At 71.8% G+C, this 17053-nt stretch carries 9 protein-coding genes; 8 read left to right on the top strand and 1 reads right to left on the bottom strand.

Features of this window, described 5'->3' with window-relative positions; all coding sequences use genetic code 11:
• Nucleotides 1-172: 172 nt before the first annotated feature.
• Complete coding sequence (locus ACZ6S8_RS27770) at nucleotides 173-2758, bottom strand: SpoIIE family protein phosphatase (RefSeq protein ID WP_469460119.1); 2586 nt, start codon at nucleotides 2756-2758, stop codon at nucleotides 173-175.
• 168 nt (nucleotides 2759-2926) lie between these two features.
• Between ACZ6S8_RS27770 and ACZ6S8_RS27765 the strand changes: the two genes are divergently transcribed.
• The 8 genes from ACZ6S8_RS27765 to ACZ6S8_RS27730 all read left to right on the top strand — a co-directional run bounded on the left by ACZ6S8_RS27765 (nucleotide 2927) and on the right by ACZ6S8_RS27730 (nucleotide 16900).
• Nucleotides 2927-8443, top strand: coding sequence for a HAMP domain-containing protein (locus ACZ6S8_RS27765; RefSeq protein WP_469460118.1), 5517 nt, complete (start codon nucleotides 2927-2929; stop codon nucleotides 8441-8443).
• Nucleotides 8444-8717: 274 nt separating this feature from the next.
• Nucleotides 8718-9398: a response regulator gene (locus ACZ6S8_RS27760; RefSeq protein ID WP_469460117.1), complete on the top strand. Its 681-nt coding sequence runs from the start codon at nucleotides 8718-8720 to the stop codon at nucleotides 9396-9398.
• A gap of 223 nt (nucleotides 9399-9621) precedes the next feature.
• Nucleotides 9622-12453 carry an FtsK/SpoIIIE family DNA translocase gene (locus ACZ6S8_RS27755; protein WP_469460116.1) on the top strand — a complete coding sequence of 944 codons (2832 nt, stop codon included), beginning with the start codon at nucleotides 9622-9624 and terminating at the stop codon, nucleotides 12451-12453.
• A gap of 212 nt (nucleotides 12454-12665) precedes the next feature.
• The gene (locus ACZ6S8_RS27750) at nucleotides 12666-13574 is read left to right on the top strand and encodes a helix-turn-helix domain-containing protein (protein WP_469460129.1); all 909 of its coding nucleotides are present in this window, start codon (nucleotides 12666-12668) and stop codon (nucleotides 13572-13574) included.
• Nucleotides 13575-13697: 123 nt separating this feature from the next.
• Complete coding sequence (gene rimO, locus ACZ6S8_RS27745; protein ID WP_469460115.1) at nucleotides 13698-15191, top strand: 30S ribosomal protein S12 methylthiotransferase RimO; 1494 nt, start codon at nucleotides 13698-13700, stop codon at nucleotides 15189-15191.
• Nucleotides 15188-15844, top strand: coding sequence for a CDP-diacylglycerol--glycerol-3-phosphate 3-phosphatidyltransferase (gene pgsA / locus ACZ6S8_RS27740; protein WP_469460114.1), 657 nt, complete (start codon nucleotides 15188-15190; stop codon nucleotides 15842-15844). Before rimO ends, pgsA begins: the two co-directional genes overlap by 4 nt.
• A gap of 86 nt (nucleotides 15845-15930) precedes the next feature.
• Nucleotides 15931-16410, top strand: coding sequence for a CinA family protein (locus tag ACZ6S8_RS27735; protein ID WP_469460128.1), 480 nt, complete (start codon nucleotides 15931-15933; stop codon nucleotides 16408-16410).
• A gap of 109 nt (nucleotides 16411-16519) precedes the next feature.
• Entirely contained in the window at nucleotides 16520-16900 is a 381-nt protein-coding gene (locus tag ACZ6S8_RS27730) for a helix-turn-helix domain-containing protein (protein WP_030012484.1), read from the top strand.
• Nucleotides 16901-17053: the final 153 nt, after the last annotated feature.

Here is a 17053-nt window from a genome sequence, read left to right as displayed (position 1 = left end):
GCCCCGCGCGGGCCCCCCGCCCCCCGCCCCCCCCCGCGGGGGCGCGCCCCCCCCCCCCCCCCCCGCGCCCGCCCCCCCCGCCCCCCCGCCCGCGCCCGCCCCCCCCCCCCCGCGGCCGCCCCCCCCCCCCCCCCCCCCCCCCCCCCCCCCCGTCCGGGGGTGGGGGTGGTGTCTACTCGCCCTCGCGGGGCTGCGGGACGCGGAGGGCCAGGATGGCCATGTCGTCCGAGGCGGGCTCGGCCGCGAACCGCTCGACCGCCCGCAGGACGCGGGAGGCGACCGCGCCGGCGGTGAGCCCCGTGCAGGTGGTGAGAACCTCCGCCAGGCCGTCGTCGCCCAGCATGCGGGTCCCCTCGCGGCGCTCCGTCACGCCGTCCGTGACGCAGAGCAGGACGTCGCCCGGGTCCAGGGTGAGGGTCTGCTCGTACAGTTCCAGGTCCTCGATCACGCCCAGCAGGGGCTGCGGCTCGGCCGCCGGGATGACCTCGCCGTTCGGTCGCAGCCGCAGCGGGAGGGGATGGCCGGCGCAGACCACCTTCATGAGGGCGCCGCCGTCGGGCTGGGGGTGGAGCTCGCCGTACAGAAGGGTCAGGAAGCGGCTGCGGGCGCCCTCGTCGAGGATCGCCGCGTTCAGCCGCTCCAGGACCGCCGGGGCGCCGAGGCCCTCGCGGGCCAGGAGGCGCAGGGCGTGCCGGGCCAGGCCGGTGACGGCCGCGGCCTCCGGGCCCGTACCGCAGACGTCGCCGATGGCGAAGCCGTACGCACCGTCGCGGATCGGGAAGACGTCGTAGAAGTCGCCGCCCACGTCGTTGCCCTCGCCGGCCGCGCGGTAGATGACCTCGACCTCCATGCCGGGGATGGCGGGGGAGTCGGGCGGCAGGAGGCTGCGCTGCAGGGCACGGCTGATCGCGGTGCGCTCGGAGTACAGGCGGGCGTTGTCCAGGGCCAGGGCGGCCCGGCGGGACAGGTCCTCCGCGAGTTCGAGGATCTCCTGGCGGAAGTGCTCCTCGGACGGCTTGCCGAGCGTCAGCAGGCCGATCACGCGGTTGCGGGCCAGGAGGGGGAGCACGACGGTCTCGCCGCCGACCGCCTGCGCGGTCTCGGGCCACGGACGGGCGCCGGCCTCACGGACCGGTTCCGGCGGGCTGACCCGGGAGAGGAGCTCCTTGAGGCCGTCGATGCGCTCCTCGTCCTCGTGCAGAACGTAGGAGAGGAACGGGTCCGAGGACTGGTCGGCGATCGTGTAGACGGCACACCAGGTGGCGAGCGTCGGGACGGTCATCTGGGCCATGAGGGCCAGGGTCTGGTCCCGGTCGAGGGTGCCGGCCAGCAGGTCGGAGGCCTCGACGAGGAAGGAGAGGGAACCGCGGCGCAGTCGTTCCAGTTCGCCGAGCCGGGCGGACTCCACGGCGAGGGCGATGCGGTCGGCGGCGAACTGCAGGCGCAGCGCCTCCTCGTTGGAATAGCGGCCCGGGACCTCCGCCGCGACGCCGAGGGAGCCGGTGAGCCGGCCCTCGACCTTGAGCGGGACGGTGATCACCGAGCGCATGCCGGTCGACTCCAGCAGCGGTACGGCTCCCGGGACGGCCGTCAGGTCGTCGTGGACGGCCGGCATCCGGGCCGAGCCGTAGCGGTTCGTGCCGGCCTCGACGGGGACGCGGGCGAAGCGCTGGCGGGTGGAGGGCAGGCCGGTCGTGGCACGGACCTCCAGCTCGGTCTCGTCGTCGGTGGCCAGCAGCAGGAAGGCGGCGTCGGCATCGAGGAGGTCGCGGGCCCGTTCGACGGTGCGCTGGAGCAGCCCGTCGAGGTCGTCGGGGGCGGGCGAGCCGATGAACACCTCGAAGGGGTCCGCGGGACGGGGCTCGGTGAGGTGGCCGCTGTCGGTGCCCGGGATCCGCGCGGGCGTCTGGAGGAGGGCGCGCTCGTCGTCGTGGACGAGGAGGCAGACGATGGACGGCTCGCCGTGGGCGTCGCGGACCCGCAGGTGGGAGGCGTAGACGGGGATGACGCGTCCGTCGGCGCCGCGGATGCCGTAGCTGCCCTCCCAGCGGGACAGGCGCAGCGCCTCGGCGATGCCGGTGCCGGTGCCGGGGGTCTGCGGCCAGGCGGCGAGCTCGGCGAGCGGGCGTCCCACGGCCTTCTCGGAGGGATGGCCGAAGATGTGCTCGGCGTCCTCGTTCCAGGCGGATACGGCGTCGTCGCCGTCGATCTGCAGGACGGCGACGCGGACCCGGCTGTCGGCGAGCGGGAGCATCTGGTCGGGGATGACGGGACCCGCGGAGCGGGTACCGACCGGCCGGTCTGGGAGGTCGATGCGGAACCACACGTGCTTGTGCGTGGCCGTGTACTCGACGCCCCAGCGGGTGGCCAGCGCGGCGCAGAGCATCAGTCCGCGGCCGTTCTCGCGGTCGGGGTCCGCGTACGGGCGCTCACCGGGGTGCTGGAGCGGCAGCTCCCGCTCCGGGTACCGGTCGGCGACCTCGACGCGCACGCCGTCCTCCGCGCGCAGGCACAGGACCTCGGCCCGGGTCCCGGCGTGGACCACGGCGTTGGTGACGAGCTCGCTCGTGAGCACCACGGCGTCGTCGACGATGTCCGCGAAGCCCCAGCCGTGCAGGGTGTCGCGGACGAACGCGCGGGCTGCGGCGACCGAACGCCCGAGGGGGTCGAAACTGGCAGCCGCCCGTGCCGTGATCACGAGTCTCCTTCGACGCGGTTGGACATCGGGTGCCAGGTTACTTACCTTCGCGGTCGGCATGGTGCCGTCGTCGGGGAATCCACCCGCAGGGTACGGCCGGTGTGCGATGGTGCCGAAGTGTTATGGCCGGGTTCGGCCAGGGTGAAACACTGGGCAGGCTTGGAGAGCCGGCTCGCGAGGAGTCCGGCGTCCGGTGGAACAGTGGTCGACCCTTTCGGGAGGGACACGGTGGAGTCTGGCGCAGCGGTGCGGCGTACGGGAACGCGGCCGAAGGGCGGGCGTTCCCGGCGCAGTGGCACGACGGAGGTCGATACCGCCGCCCTGAACCGGCTGCTCACGGCCCTGGTGTCGATGCGGGACGGGAACTTCCGCAAGCGGCTGACGGTGTCCGGCGACGGCGTGATGGCGGAGATCGCCGCCGTCTACAACGAGGTCGCCGACCGGAACCTGCACCTGACCGGGGAACTGTCGCGCGTCCGGCGGATGGTGGGCCGTGAGGGCAAGCTGAGCGAACGGCTTGAAACAGGTGCCTGCGAGGGCTCCTGGGCGGCCGCGATCGACGCCTCGAACCAGTTGGTCGACGACCTCGCCCGACCGGTGTCCGAGGTGGGCCGGGTGCTGTCCGCGGTCGCCGAGGGCGACCTGGACCAGCGGATGGACCTGCGGACGCAGGCCGCCGAGGGGGCGGGCCACCCGCTGCGCGGGGAGTTCCTGAAGGTCGGCCGTACGGTCAACAACCTGGTCGACCAGCTGTCCGCGTTCACCGACGAGGTGACCCGCGTGGCGCTGGAGGTCGGTACCGAGGGCAAGCTGGGCGGGCAGGCCCAGGTCCGGGGGATGTCGGGTTCCTGGAAGGACCTGACCGATTCCGTCAACACGATGGCGTACCGGCTCACCGCCCAGGTGCGTGACATTGCTCTCGTCACGACGGCGGTGGCGAAGGGCGATCTGTCGCGCAAGGTCACCGTGCACGTGGCCGGCGAGATGCTCCAGCTGAAGAACACCGTGAACACGATGGTGGACCAGCTGTCCTCCTTCTCCTCCGAGGTGACGCGCGTCGCCCGCGAGGTCGGTACGGAGGGCGAGCTGGGCGGCCAGGCGAAGGTGCCCGGGGTCGCGGGCGTCTGGAAGGACCTGACCGACTCGGTCAACACCATGGCCGGGAACCTGACGGCCCAGGTGCGCGGGATCGCGCAGGTGACCACGGCGGTCGCGAACGGCGACCTGTCGCAGAAGGTGCGGGTGAGCGCGCGCGGCGAGGTGGCGCAGCTGGCCGAAACGATCAACCAGATGACCGAGACGCTGCGTACCTTCGCCGACGAGGTCACCCGCGTGGCCAGCGAGGTCGGTGCGAAGGGCCTGCTGGGCGGGCAGGCGCAGGTGCCGGGGGCCGCGGGGACGTGGAAGGACCTCACCGACTCGGTGAACACGGTCTTCCGCAACCTCACGACCCAGGTGCGGGACATCGCGCAGGTGACGACGGCGGTCGCGAACGGCGACCTGTCGCAGAAGGTCACGGTCAACGTGGCCGGCGAGATGCTGGAGCTGAAGAACACCGTCAACACGATGGTGGACCAGCTCCAGTCCTTCGGCGCCGAGGTGACGCGCGTGGCCCGTGAGGTCGGCGTCGAGGGCGAGCTGGGCGGGCAGGCGCAGGTGCCGGGGGCCGCGGGGACGTGGAAGGACCTCACCGACTCGGTGAACACCGCCTTCCGCAACCTGACGGGCCAGGTGCGCAACATCGCGCAGGTGACGACGGCGGTGGCCAACGGCGACCTGTCGCAGAAGGTCACCGTGGACGTCTCCGGCGAGATGCTCCAGCTGAAGAACACCGTGAACACGATGGTCGACCAGCTGTCCTCCTTCGCCGACCAGGTCACGCGGATGGCCCGGGACGTGGGTACGGAGGGCCGCCTCGGCGGTCAGGCCCGCGTGGAGGGGGTGTCCGGTACCTGGAAGGAACTGACCGACTCGGTCAACTTCATGGCCGGGAACCTGACCTCGCAGGTCCGCCAGATCGCCCAGGTGACCACGGCCGTGGCGCGCGGCGACCTGTCGCAGAAGATCGACGTGGACGCCCGGGGCGAGATCCTGGAGCTGAAGAACACCATCAACACGATGGTCGACCAGCTCTCGGCGTTCGCGGAGCAGGTGACCCGGGTCGCCCGGGACGTGGGTACGGAGGGCCGCCTCGGCGGCCAGGCCCAGGTGCCCGGTGTGGCCGGCGTGTGGCGGGACCTGACGGACTCGGTGAACGGCATGGCCGGGAACCTGACCTCGCAGGTCCGCAACATCGCCCAGGTCGCCACGGCGGTGGCGCGCGGCGACCTGTCGCAGAAGATCGACGTGGACGCCCGGGGCGAGATCCTGGAGCTGAAGAACACCCTGAACACGATGGTCGACCAGCTGTCGAACTTCGCGGAGCAGGTGACCCGGGTGGCCCGGGAGGTCGGCACCGAGGGCATCCTCGGCGGGCAGGCCGAGGTCAAGGGCGTCTCCGGCACCTGGAAGGACCTCACCCAGTCGGTCAACTTCATGGCCAACAACCTGACCTCTCAGGTCCGCAACATCGCCGAGGTCACCACCGCGGTCGCCATGGGAGACCTGTCGAAGAAGATCACCGTCGACGCGAAGGGCGAGATCCTCGAGCTGGTGACCACCGTGAACACGATGGTGGACCAGCTGTCCTCGTTCGCGGAGCAGGTGACGCGGGTGGCCCGCGAGGTGGGCACCGAGGGCATCCTGGGCGGCCAGGCCAGGGTGCGCGGGGTCACCGGCATCTGGAAGGACCTCAGCGACAACGTCAACACCATGGCCGGGAACCTGACGGCCCAGGTGCGCGGGATCGCGCAGGTCTCGGCGGCGGTGGCCAACGGCGACCTGACGAAGAAGGTCACCGTCGAGGCGCGGGGCGAGGTCGCCCAGCTCGCCGACACCGTGAACACGATGGTGAAGACCCTGTCGTCGTTCGCGGACGAGGTCACGCGCGTGGCCCGCGAGGTGGGGACCGAGGGCCGCCTCGGCGGCCAGGCGCACGTGCCCGGCGTATCTGGGACGTGGAAGGACCTCACCGACTCGGTGAACTTCATGGCCTCCAACCTCACCGGTCAGGTGCGGCAGATCGCCATGGTCACGACCGCCATCGCCAAGGGCGACATGACCAAGAAGATCGACATCGACGCCCGGGGCGAGATCCTGGAGCTCAAGACGACCATCAACACGATGGTCGACCAGCTGTCCTCCTTCGCCGACCAGGTCACCCGGGTCGCCCGCGAGGTGGGCACGGAGGGGATCCTCGGCGGCCAGGCCCGCGTCCGGGACGTCGACGGCACGTGGCGGGACCTCACCGAGTCCGTGAACGAGATGGCCGGCAACCTCACCCGGCAGGTCCGCGCGATCGCGGCCGTGGCCACCGCGGTGACCCGCGGCGACCTCAGCCTGAAGGTCGACGTGGACGCGGCGGGGGAGATCCAGGTCCTCCAGGACAACATCAACACGATGATCGTCAACCTGCGCGACACCACCCTCGCCAACAAGGAGCAGGACTGGCTCAAGGGCAACCTCGCCCGGATCTCGGCCCTGATGCAGGGGCGCCGCGAGCTGGACGACGTGGCCAAGCTGATCATGAGCGAGCTCACCCCGGTGGTCTCGGCCCAGCACGGCGCGTTCTTCCTGGCGCTGCCGGCGGGCGGGACGACCGAGATCGGGACGGAGGGGGGCGCGGACGGTTCGTACGAGCTGCGGATGCGCGGGAGTTACGCGTACGCCGGGGGTCAGATGCCGACCTCGTTCCGGCCGGGTGAGGGGCTGATCGGGACCGTCGCCGAGGAGAAGCGGACGATCCTCGTCGAGAACACCCCGCCCGGCTACCTGCGGATCTCCTCGGGGCTCGGCGAGGCGCCGCCGGCGCACGTGATCGTGCTGCCGGTGCTCTTCGAGGGGAAGGTGCTCGGCGTCATCGAGCTGGCGTCCTTCACCCCGTTCACGCAGATCCAGAAGGACTTCCTCAGCCAGATCGCCGAGATGATCGGCACGAGCGTCAACACCATCAGCGTCAACTCCAAGACGGAGATGCTGCTGAAGCAGTCGCAGGAGATGACCGAGCAGCTGCGCGAGCGCTCCGACGAGCTGGAGAACCGGCAGAAGGCCCTCCAGGCCGCCAACGCGGAGCTGGAGGAGAAGGCCGAGCTGCTGGCCCAGCAGAACCGGGACATCGAGGTGAAGAACACCGAGATCGAGGAGGCCCGGCAGGTCCTGGAGGAGCGGGCCGAGCAGCTCGCGGTCTCGATGCGCTACAAGAGCGAGTTCCTGGCGAACATGTCGCACGAGCTGCGGACCCCGCTCAACTCGCTGCTGATCCTGGCCAAGCTGCTCGCCGACAACGCGGACGGGAACCTGTCCGGGAAGCAGGTGGAGTTCGCCGAGACCATCCACGGCGCCGGTTCGGACCTGCTGCAGCTGATCAACGACATCCTCGACCTGTCGAAGGTCGAGGCGGGCAAGATGGACGTCTCGCCGACGCGGATCGCGCTGGTCCAGCTCGTGGACTACGTGGAGGCCACCTTCCGGCCGCTGACCGCGGAGAAGGGGCTCGACTTCTCGGTACGGGTCTCCCCGGAGCTGCCCGCCACCCTGCACACCGACGAGCAGCGGCTGCTGCAGGTGCTGCGCAACCTGCTGTCGAACGCGGTGAAGTTCACCGACACCGGAGCGGTGGAGCTGGTGATCCGGCCCGCCGGGGCGGACGTTCCCACCGCGATCCGCGAGCAGTTGCTGGAAGCCGGGTCGCTGCGCGAGGCGGACGGGGACCTGATCGCCTTCTCGGTGACGGACACCGGGATCGGGATCGCGGCGAGCAAGATGCTGGTGATCTTCGAGGCGTTCAAGCAGGCCGACGGGACGACGAGCCGCAAGTACGGCGGTACGGGTCTCGGGCTGTCCATCAGCCGGGAGATCGCCCGGCTGCTGGGCGGTGAGATCCACGCGGCGAGCGAGCCGGGCCGCGGTTCCACCTTCACGCTGTACCTGCCGCTGCACCCGAGCGAGCTGCCCCCGCAGGGGTACGCGCCGCCCACGCCCGGCGGCGCGCGCGGCGAGCTGTACCGCAGGCCGGCGGACGAGCCGAGGCCGGAGCTCCCGCCGGTCGCCGCGGCGCCGGTGCAGGCCCAGCCGGTACGGGCCTCGCTGCCGGCCGCCGAGCAGGCGGGTCAGGGCGGCGGTCCGGCCGCGCTGTTCCGGCGGCGGCGCAAGGCGGCGAGCGACCAGGAGCCGCGTACGGCCGTGCCGGGGCAGCCCGGTGCGGGGGGCGCCGAGGACGGCTGGGGCGACCCGGAGGAGGAACTTCCGGTGGTGCCGCGGACGTACGACTTCCGGGGCGAGCAGGTGCTGATCGTGGACGACGACGTACGCAACGTGTTCGCGCTCACCAGCGTGCTGGAGCAGCACGGGCTGTCCGTGCTGTACGCGGAGAACGGCCGGGAGGGCATCGAGGTCCTGGAGCAGCACGACGACGTGACGGTCGTCCTGATGGACATCATGATGCCCGAGATGGACGGGTACGCGACGACGTCGGCGATCCGGCGGATGCCGCAGTTCGCGGGGCTGCCGATCATCGCGCTGACGGCGAAGGCGATGAAGGGCGACCGGGAGAAGGCGATCGACTCCGGGGCCTCCGACTACGTCACCAAGCCCGTCGACCCCGATTTCCTGTTGTCGGTGATGGAGCAGTGGATGCGGGGAAAGTGACGCGGGGCGGGCATACGCGGGGCAAGGGCCGCCGCGAAGCGGCCGGCAGGCGCGTGGGCGGACGGCGGGCGGGGAACCTTCTGGGACCCCGCCGCGTTTCCGCTTCGGGCACAGTGACATCTTGGTGACAGGGTGTGGCGATCTCGGGACTGGGGCTACGATGACCGGCACAAGGACGGACGGCGCAAGGGTGCCGTCCTCTGGGGCGGGGCCCGGCGCACAGGCCGGAGCCAGGAGCCGGGGAGGCCCCGTGCCGGGGCGAGGAGGACAGGGCATGGTGCAGAAGGCCAAGATCCTCCTGGTCGACGACCGGCCGGAGAATCTGCTGGCGCTGGAGGCCATCCTCTCCGCGCTCGATCAGACACTGGTCCGGGCGTCGTCGGGGGAGGAAGCGCTCAAGGCGCTGCTGACGGACGATTTCGCGGTCATCCTGCTGGATGTGCAGATGCCCGGGATGGACGGATTCGAGACGGCCGCGCACATCAAGCGGCGGGAGCGGACCCGGGACATCCCGATCATCTTCCTCACCGCGATCAACCACGGTCCGCACCACACGTTCCGCGGGTACGCGGCCGGTGCGGTGGACTACATCTCCAAGCCCTTCGACCCGTGGGTGCTGCGGGCCAAGGTGTCGGTCTTCGTCGAGCTGTACACGAAGAACTGCCAACTGCGCGAGCAGGCGGCGCTGCTGCGGCTCCAGCTGGAGGGCGGCAGCTCCAACGGCGCGGACGCCAGCAAGGAGACGGCCGGACTGCTGGCCGAGCTGTCCGCGCGGCTCGCCGCGGTCGAGGAGCAGGCGGAGGCGCTGACCAAGCAGCTCGGCGAGGACTCGGCCGACGCCGCGGTGGTCGCGACCGCCGCCCACCTGGAGCGCAAACTGACCGGGCTGCGACGGGCGCTCGACGCGCTGGAGCCCGGAACCGGCGGCGGAGCGATGCTGCCCGCCCAGGGCTGAACCGGGCGACCGGCCCCGCCGTCGCGGGGTGCAGCGGCCGTGCGGCCGCCGGGACCCGTCCCCTGATTCCGGTCGCCGTCCGGCCAAGGACCGTGGCCGGGACGCGTACTGGGAGTGCGTCAGGTCTGGCGGCGCGTCAAAGCGCCGCCGGTGCGGGCGACACGAACGGGTGAAGGGGTGGGCACGCGTGTCCACCGGCGTGCGCACCGGTAACCTCGGCCCCATGGCCTCACGTACGTCCGGCAAGGGTTCCCCGAGCACCGCGAAGGGCCGCACCGGCCGTACGACGGCGCCGGCGAAGAAAGCGGCTCCCGCGCGCAAGCCTCCCGCGAAGAAGGCCGCGGCGGCCCGGCGCGCCCCGGTCAAGAAGGTCGCGGCCAGGCCCGCGCCCTCCCCGACCGGCGGTGTGGTGCGGCTGGTCCGCGCCGTCTGGCTCGGCTGCGCGCACGCGGTCGGGGCGGTCTTCCGCGGCGTCGGCCAGGGTGCCAGGAACCTGGACCCGGCCCACCGCAAGGACGGCCTGGCGCTGCTGCTGCTCGCCCTCGCGCTGATCGTCGCCGCCGGAACCTGGTCGAACCTGAGCGGTCCCGTCGGGGACCTGGTCACCATGCTGGTCACCGGGGCCTTCGGGCGGCTCGACCTGCTCGTGCCGATCCTGCTCGGGGTCATGGCGGTGCGCTTCATCCGCCATCCCGAGCAGGCCGACGCCAACGGGCGCATCGGCATCGGGCTCTCCGCCCTCGCCGTCGGCGTCCTGGGCCTGGTCCACATCGCGTGCGGGGCTCCCGGCCGCGACGAGGGCACCACCGCCATGCAGGACGCGGGCGGGCTCATCGGCTGGGCCGCCTCCAAGCCGCTGATCTTCACGATGGGCGCCCCGCTCGCCGTGCCCATGCTGGTGCTGCTGACGGTCTTCGGCCTGCTGGTGGTCACCGCGACCCCGGTCAACGCGATCCCGCAGCGGCTGCGGCGGCTCGGCATCCGGCTCGGGATCATCGCGCCGAACGAGTACGACGAGGACTACGGGGACCGGGAGGCCGGCGCCGCTCCCGGCGACCGGCACGACCCGGAGCAGTGGCGGGCCCGCGGCGGCGCCGACGCGCTGTCCGGCGCCCCGGCGGACGCCGCCGAGGAGGAGGCGCTCGCCCGGCGCCGCCGCCCGCGGCGGAGCTCGGCCCGGCCGGTCATGGACCGCGAGATGGACGCCGTCGACGTGGCCGCCGCCGCGGCGGCCGCCCTGGACGGCGCCGTGTACGGGGGGCTGCCGCCGTCGCCGCTGGTCGCCGACCTGACCCAGGGGATCACCCCCGACCGGGAGGGTGCGGAGCCGACCGCACCGGTGCCGGCAACGCGCGCGCAGCGCCCCGTACCGGCCGTGCCCACGACTGCTCCCACGGCCGTGCCCACGACTGCTCCCACGGCCGCGCCCGCGACCGCTCCCGCGGCGCCGCCGGCCGGGGAGCCGCACGACACCACCGCCGCGGTGTCCGGGACGCTGGCGGTGCCCGACCTGACCAAGGCCGCGCCGGAGAAGACCGATGCGCTGCCGCCGCGCGCCGAGCAGCTCCAGCTGCGCGGGGACATCACGTACTCGCTGCCGTCGCTGGACCTGCTGGAGCGCGGTGGCCCCGGCAAGACGCGCAGCGCCGCGAACGACGCCGTCGTCGACTCCCTGACGAACGTGTTCACCGAGTTCAAGGTCGACGCGAAGGTCACCGGCTTCACCCGGGGTCCGACGGTCACCCGCTACGAGGTGACCCTGGGCGCGGCCGTGAAGGTCGAGCGGATCACCGCGCTGGCGAAGAACATCGCCTACGCGGTGGCGTCGCCGGACGTCCGGATCATCAGCCCGATCCCCGGCAAGTCGGCGGTCGGCATCGAGATCCCGAACACCGACCGCGAGATGGTCAACCTCGGCGACGTCCTGCGCCTCGCGGACGCGGCCGAGGACGACCACCCGATGCTCGTCGCGCTCGGCAAGGACGTCGAGGGCGGCTACGTCATGGCCAACCTGGCCAAGATGCCGCACGTGCTGGTGGCGGGCGCCACCGGCTCCGGCAAGTCCTCCTGCATCAACTGCCTGATCACCTCCGTGATGGTCCGCGCGACCCCGGAGGACGTCCGGATGGTGCTGGTGGACCCCAAGCGCGTCGAGCTGACGGCGTACGAGGGCATCCCGCACCTGATCACGCCGATCATCACCAACCCCAAGCGGGCCGCCGAGGCCCTGCAGTGGGTCGTGCGCGAGATGGACCTGCGCTACGACGACCTGGCCGCGTTCGGCTACCGGCACATCGACGACTTCAACCAGGCCATCCGGGACGGCAAGATCAAACTGCCGCCGGGCAGCGAGCGGGAGCTCAGCCCGTACCCGTACCTGCTGGTGATCGTGGACGAGCTCGCCGACCTGATGATGGTGGCCCCGCGCGACGTCGAGGACTCCATCGTCCGGATCACGCAGCTGGCCCGCGCGGCCGGCATCCACCTCGTGCTCGCCACGCAGCGTCCCTCGGTGGACGTGGTCACCGGCCTGATCAAGGCGAACGTGCCCTCCCGGCTCGCCTTCGCCACCTCCTCCCTCGCCGACAGCCGGGTCATCCTCGACCAGCCGGGCGCCGAGAAGCTCATCGGCAAGGGCGACGGCCTGTTCCTGCCGATGGGCGCCAACAAGCCGGTGCGCCTCCAGGGCGCCTTCGTCACCGAGGACGAGATCGCCGGGATCGTCCAGCACTGCAAGGACCAGATGGCGCCCGTCTTCCGGGACGACGTCACGGTCGGGCAGAAGCAGAAGAAGGAGATCGACGAGGACATCGGCGACGACCTGGACCTGCTGTGCCAGGCGGCGGAGCTGGTGGTCACCACGCAGTTCGGCTCCACCTCGATGCTCCAGCGCAAGCTGCGGGTGGGCTTCGCCAAGGCCGGCCGGCTCATGGACCTGATGGAGTCCCGCGGGATCGTCGGGCCGAGCGAGGGCTCCAAGGCCCGGGACGTACTGCTCAAGGCCGACGAACTGGACGGACTGCTCGCGGTCATCCGCGGGGAGGCTCACCCGTAAGGGATCGGCGAGCAACCGTTTCCCCCGGGCGCGCGTCAAGTTGAACGGAGGTGGCGGCACCGCGCGCAACGGCGCAGGGCCGCCGCGCCGGAAAGGGATCTTCCCTCGCCATTCGGATGGCGTAGGAAGTGCACCCTCCGGTTGCTCCACCCTTTCGTCACCCCCCTAGACTGGACATCCAGCAGGTGGCTACACGCTCGAAAGGCGCCCTCGTGTCCATCGGCAACTCCAACTCCCCCGAAGAAGAGCGTCCTTCGACCGACGACCGGTCCGAGGACCGCATCGTCGAACGCTCCGTCGAAGGACCGTCCATCGGGACGGCCCTCAAGCAGGCCCGGATCGCCGCCGGGCTCACCGTCGACGAGGTCAGCTCCACCACCCGCGTGCGCATCCCGATCGTGCACGCGATCGAAGAGGACGACTTCACGCGCTGCGGCGGCGACGTATACGCCCGCGGCCACATCCGTACGCTCGCCCGCGCCGTCCACCTCGATCCGGAACCCCTGATCGAGAGCTACGACGCGGCCCACGGCGGCCGGCCGGCACCCACCCCCGCCGCGCCCATGTTCGAAGCCGAGCGCATCCGCCCCGAGAGGCAGCGGCCCAACTGGACCGCCGCCATGGTCGCCGCCATCGTCGCCGTGATCGGCTTCGTCGGGTTCACCGCCTTCGGCGGCGGCGACGACAAGGCCAAGCAGCCGGTGGCGGAAGGTTCCGCCGCCCCGCAGCCCGCACCCAAGCAGTCCGGCGGCAAGCAGCCGGCGCCCCAGCCCCCGCAAGCCTCTCCGAGCCCGAAGGCGCCCACGCCGGCGCCTTCGGACAGCGCCATCGCCGCCGCGCCCAAGGACCTCGTCACGGTCGTCCTGACGGCGGACACGGGCGAGAGCTGGATCTCCGCGAAGGACCACAGCGGCCGTCTCCTCTTCGACGGCACCCTCACCCAGGGCCAGTCCAAGACGTTCACCGACAAGGAGTCCGTCGACCTCGTGCTCGGCGACGCCGGGGCCGTGAAGCTCTTCGTGAACGGCAAGGAGATCAAGGACGACTTCCAGCCCGGCCAGGTGGAACGTCTCACCTACACCAGGGAAGACCCCTCCCAGGGGCAGCCGCAGGCGGGCTGACCAGGGCCGCCTCCGGGCGGAACGTTCGATCCGGGATCCCCGGGGTGCTGCGCCGCACCCCGGGGATCTTGTCGTGGGGGGAGTGGGCGGGGGCCGCCGCCGGGACGAAGTAGTCTTGAGTCCATGCCCGAACGCCGTACCGTCGCCCTTGTCACTCTTGGCTGCGCCCGTAACGAGGTGGACTCGGAGGAGCTCGCAGGCCGCTTGGCGGCGGATGGCTGGGAGCTCGTCGAGGACGCCGCGAACGCGGACGTAGCCGTCGTCAACACCTGCGGCTTCGTCGAAGCCGCCAAGAAGGACTCCGTAGACGCCCTGCTGGAAGCCAACGATCTCAAGGATCAGGGCAGGACCCAGGCCGTCGTCGCCGTCGGCTGTATGGCCGAGCGCTACGGCAAGGAACTCGCCGAAGCGCTCCCCGAGGCGGACGGCGTGCTCGGATTCGACGACTACGCCGACATCTCCGACCGCCTGCAGACCATCCTCAACGGCGGCATCCACGCCTCCCACACCCCGCGCGACCGGCGCAAGCTGCTGCCGATCAGCCCCGCCGAGCGCCAGGACACCGCGGTCGCCCTCCCCGGCCACGCCCAGGAGCCCGCTCCCGCTCCGGCCGACCTCCCCGACGGCCTCGCGCCCGCCTCCGGGCCGCGCGCGCCCCTGCGCCGCCGCCTGGACAAGAGCCCCGTGGCCTCGGTGAAGCTGGCCTCCGGCTGCGACCGGCGCTGCTCCTTCTGCGCCATCCCGTCCTTCCGCGGCTCCTTCATCTCCCGCCGCCCCAGCGACGTACTGGGCGAGACCCGCTGGCTGGCCGAGCAGGGCGTCAAGGAGGTCATGCTGGTCTCCGAGAACAACACCTCGTACGGCAAGGACCTCGGCGACATCCGCCTGCTGGAGACCCTGCTGCCGGAGCTCGCCGCGGTCGACGGCATCGAGCGCGTCCGCGTCAGCTACCTCCAGCCCGCCGAGATGCGGCCCGGCCTGATCGACGTCCTCACCTCGACCCCCAAGGTCGTCCCGTACTTCGACCTGTCGTTCCAGCACTCGGCCCCCGACGTGCTGCGCGCCATGCGCCGCTTCGGTGACACCGACCGGTTCCTGGAGCTGCTCGACACCATCCGCACCAAGGCCCCGCAGGCCGGCGTCCGGTCCAACTTCATCGTCGGCTTCCCCGGCGAGAAGGAGTCGGACTTCGCCGAGCTGGAGCGTTTCCTCACCCACGCGCGGCTGGACGCCATCGGCGTCTTCGGCTACTCAGACGAGGACGGCACCGAAGCCGTCACCTACGAGAACAAGCTCGACGCCGAGACCATCGCCGAGCGCCTCGCCCACATGCAGCGCCTCGCCGAGGAGCTCACCTCGCAGCGCGCGGAAGAGCGGATCGGGGAGACCCTGGAGGTACTCGTCGAGACGGTCGTACCGCTCGACGAGGCGGAGGAGGGCGAGGGCGCCTACGGACGCGCCGCCCACCAGGCTCCCGAGACCGACGGGCAGGTCGTCTTCACGGACGGCACCGGCCTGGTCCCGGGGCGCATCGTCACGGCGAAGGTGGTCGGCACCCTGGGCGTGGACCTGGTGGCCGAGCCCCTGGGCCTGGAGTTCGAGGAGGCGGCCGGATGACCGGAGTCCCGGCACCTGCGGCGGGCGGGACCGGCCGCCGGCCCGTGCCCGGCGCAAAGCTCGGGACTGCGGCCGTCAATCAGGCCAGCCTGTGGAACATCGCCAACATCCTGACGATGATCCGGCTCGTACTGGTGCCGGGATTCGTCCTGCTGCTGCTCGCCGACGGCGGGTACGACCCCGTCTGGCGGGCGTGGGCGTGGGCGGCGTTCGCCGTCGCCATGATCACGGACATCTTCGACGGACACCTGGCCCGCACGTACAACCTGGTCACGGACTTCGGCAAGATCGCCGACCCGATCGCCGACAAGGCGATCATGGGATCCGCGCTGATCTGCCTGTCCTGGCTGGGTGACCTGCCCTGGTGGGTGACCGGAGTGATCCTCGGACGCGAGCTCGGGATCACGCTGCTGCGCTTCTGGGTGATCCGGCACGGAGTGATTCCGGCCAGCCGGGGCGGCAAGATGAAGACCCTGGCCCAGGGCACGGCCGTGGGCATGTACGTCCTCGCGCTGACCGGACCGCTGGCGACCCTGCGCTTCTGGGTGATGGCGCTCGCCGTCGTGCTGACCGTCGTCACCGGTTTGGATTACATCCGCCAGGCCCTCGTCCTGCGCCGGACGGGCATCGCCGCGGAGCGGGCCGCACGGTGACGCAGGCGGCGGGGGAACTTTCGGACGCTGCGGTCCCGGGGACCGCGGGGGCCGACGTGGCCGCAGTGGCCACGGAGGTGCTGCGCATGCTCGCCGAGAGTGACCAGACGCTCGCCGTCGCGGAGTCGCTGACCGGCGGCATGGTCGCGTCCGAGCTCACCGCCGTCCCCGGGGCCTCCCGGTCCTTCCGCGGCTCCGTGACGGCGTACGCCACCGAGCTCAAGCACCGCGTCCTGGGCGTGGACGCGGGGCTGCTCGCGGCCGAGGGCGCGGTGAACGCGCAGGTCGCCGAGGAGATGGCGGCCGGGGTGCGCCGGGTCATGGGCGCTTCGTGGGGGATCGCGACCACCGGAGTGGCCGGTCCGGACCCGCAGGACGGCCAACCGGTGGGCACCGTCTTCGTCTCCGTGTCAGGTCCGGAGGGCAGGAAAACGGCCCGGCTGAGGTTGAACGGCTCCCGTACGGAAATTCGTAAGGAGAGTGCACGCACAGTGCTCGAACTCCTCTCAAGCCAACTCCGCGAGAATGCGCGGAGGCAGGATACGGAACAGAACGGGGGGATTTGATGTTTGCAGCCCTGAGTGAACACGACATCGCTCCCCGCACGGCCGCGGCGCGAGGCGGTACGGTGGGGCGTGAAGGATGCGGCTACACGGTCAGAGGAGGGAGCCACCGATGATTCTGCTCCGTCGCCTGCTGGGTGACGTGCTGCGTCGGCAGCGCCAGCGCCAGGGCCGTACTCTGCGCGAAGTCTCCTCGTCGGCCCGAGTTTCGCTCGGCTATCTCTCCGAGGTGGAGCGGGGGCAGAAGGAGGCATCCTCCGAGTTGCTCTCCGCGATCTGCGACGCGTTGGACGTACGGATGTCCGAGCTGATGCGCGAAGTCAGCGACGAACTGTCGCTGGCCGAGCTGGCACAGTCGGCCGCGGCAAGCGAACCGGTGAGCGTACCGGTCCGCCCGATGCTCAATTCGGTCTCCATGGCTTCGGTCACGGGCGGACCGGAGCGGGTGACCATCAAGGCGCCTGCGGAAGCGGTGAATGTCGTAGCCGCGTGAGCGTGCACGTGAGCGTATGAGTGTGGCCGGAGCCCCGGGCGGGGGGGGGGGGCCCCGCCCGGGGGGGGGGGGGGGGGTGGGGGGGGGGGGGGGGGGGGGGGGGGGGGGTGGGGGGGCCCCCCCCCCCCCCCCCGGGGGGGCCGCGCGGCGGGG

This window comes from Streptomyces sp. NPDC048461, from assembly GCF_055587105.1.
The sequence above is the reverse complement of the archived record's forward strand: the minus strand, read 5'-3'. Positions and strand labels throughout refer to the sequence as shown.

Coding starts and splice junctions, on each gene's coding strand:
- ACZ6S8_RS27770 (WP_469460119.1), bottom strand. CDS start 2,758: ATGCCGACCGCGAAGGTAAGTAACCTGGCACCCGATGTCCAACCGCGT.
- ACZ6S8_RS27760 (WP_469460117.1), top strand. CDS start 8,718: ATGGTGCAGAAGGCCAAGATCCTCCTGGTCGACGACCGGCCGGAGAAT.
- ACZ6S8_RS27755 (WP_469460116.1), top strand. CDS start 9,622: ATGGCCTCACGTACGTCCGGCAAGGGTTCCCCGAGCACCGCGAAGGGC.
- rimO (WP_469460115.1), top strand. CDS start 13,698: ATGCCCGAACGCCGTACCGTCGCCCTTGTCACTCTTGGCTGCGCCCGT.
- pgsA (WP_469460114.1), top strand. CDS start 15,188: ATGACCGGAGTCCCGGCACCTGCGGCGGGCGGGACCGGCCGCCGGCCC.
- ACZ6S8_RS27735 (WP_469460128.1), top strand. CDS start 15,931: ATGCTCGCCGAGAGTGACCAGACGCTCGCCGTCGCGGAGTCGCTGACC.
- ACZ6S8_RS27730 (WP_030012484.1), top strand. CDS start 16,520: ATGATTCTGCTCCGTCGCCTGCTGGGTGACGTGCTGCGTCGGCAGCGC.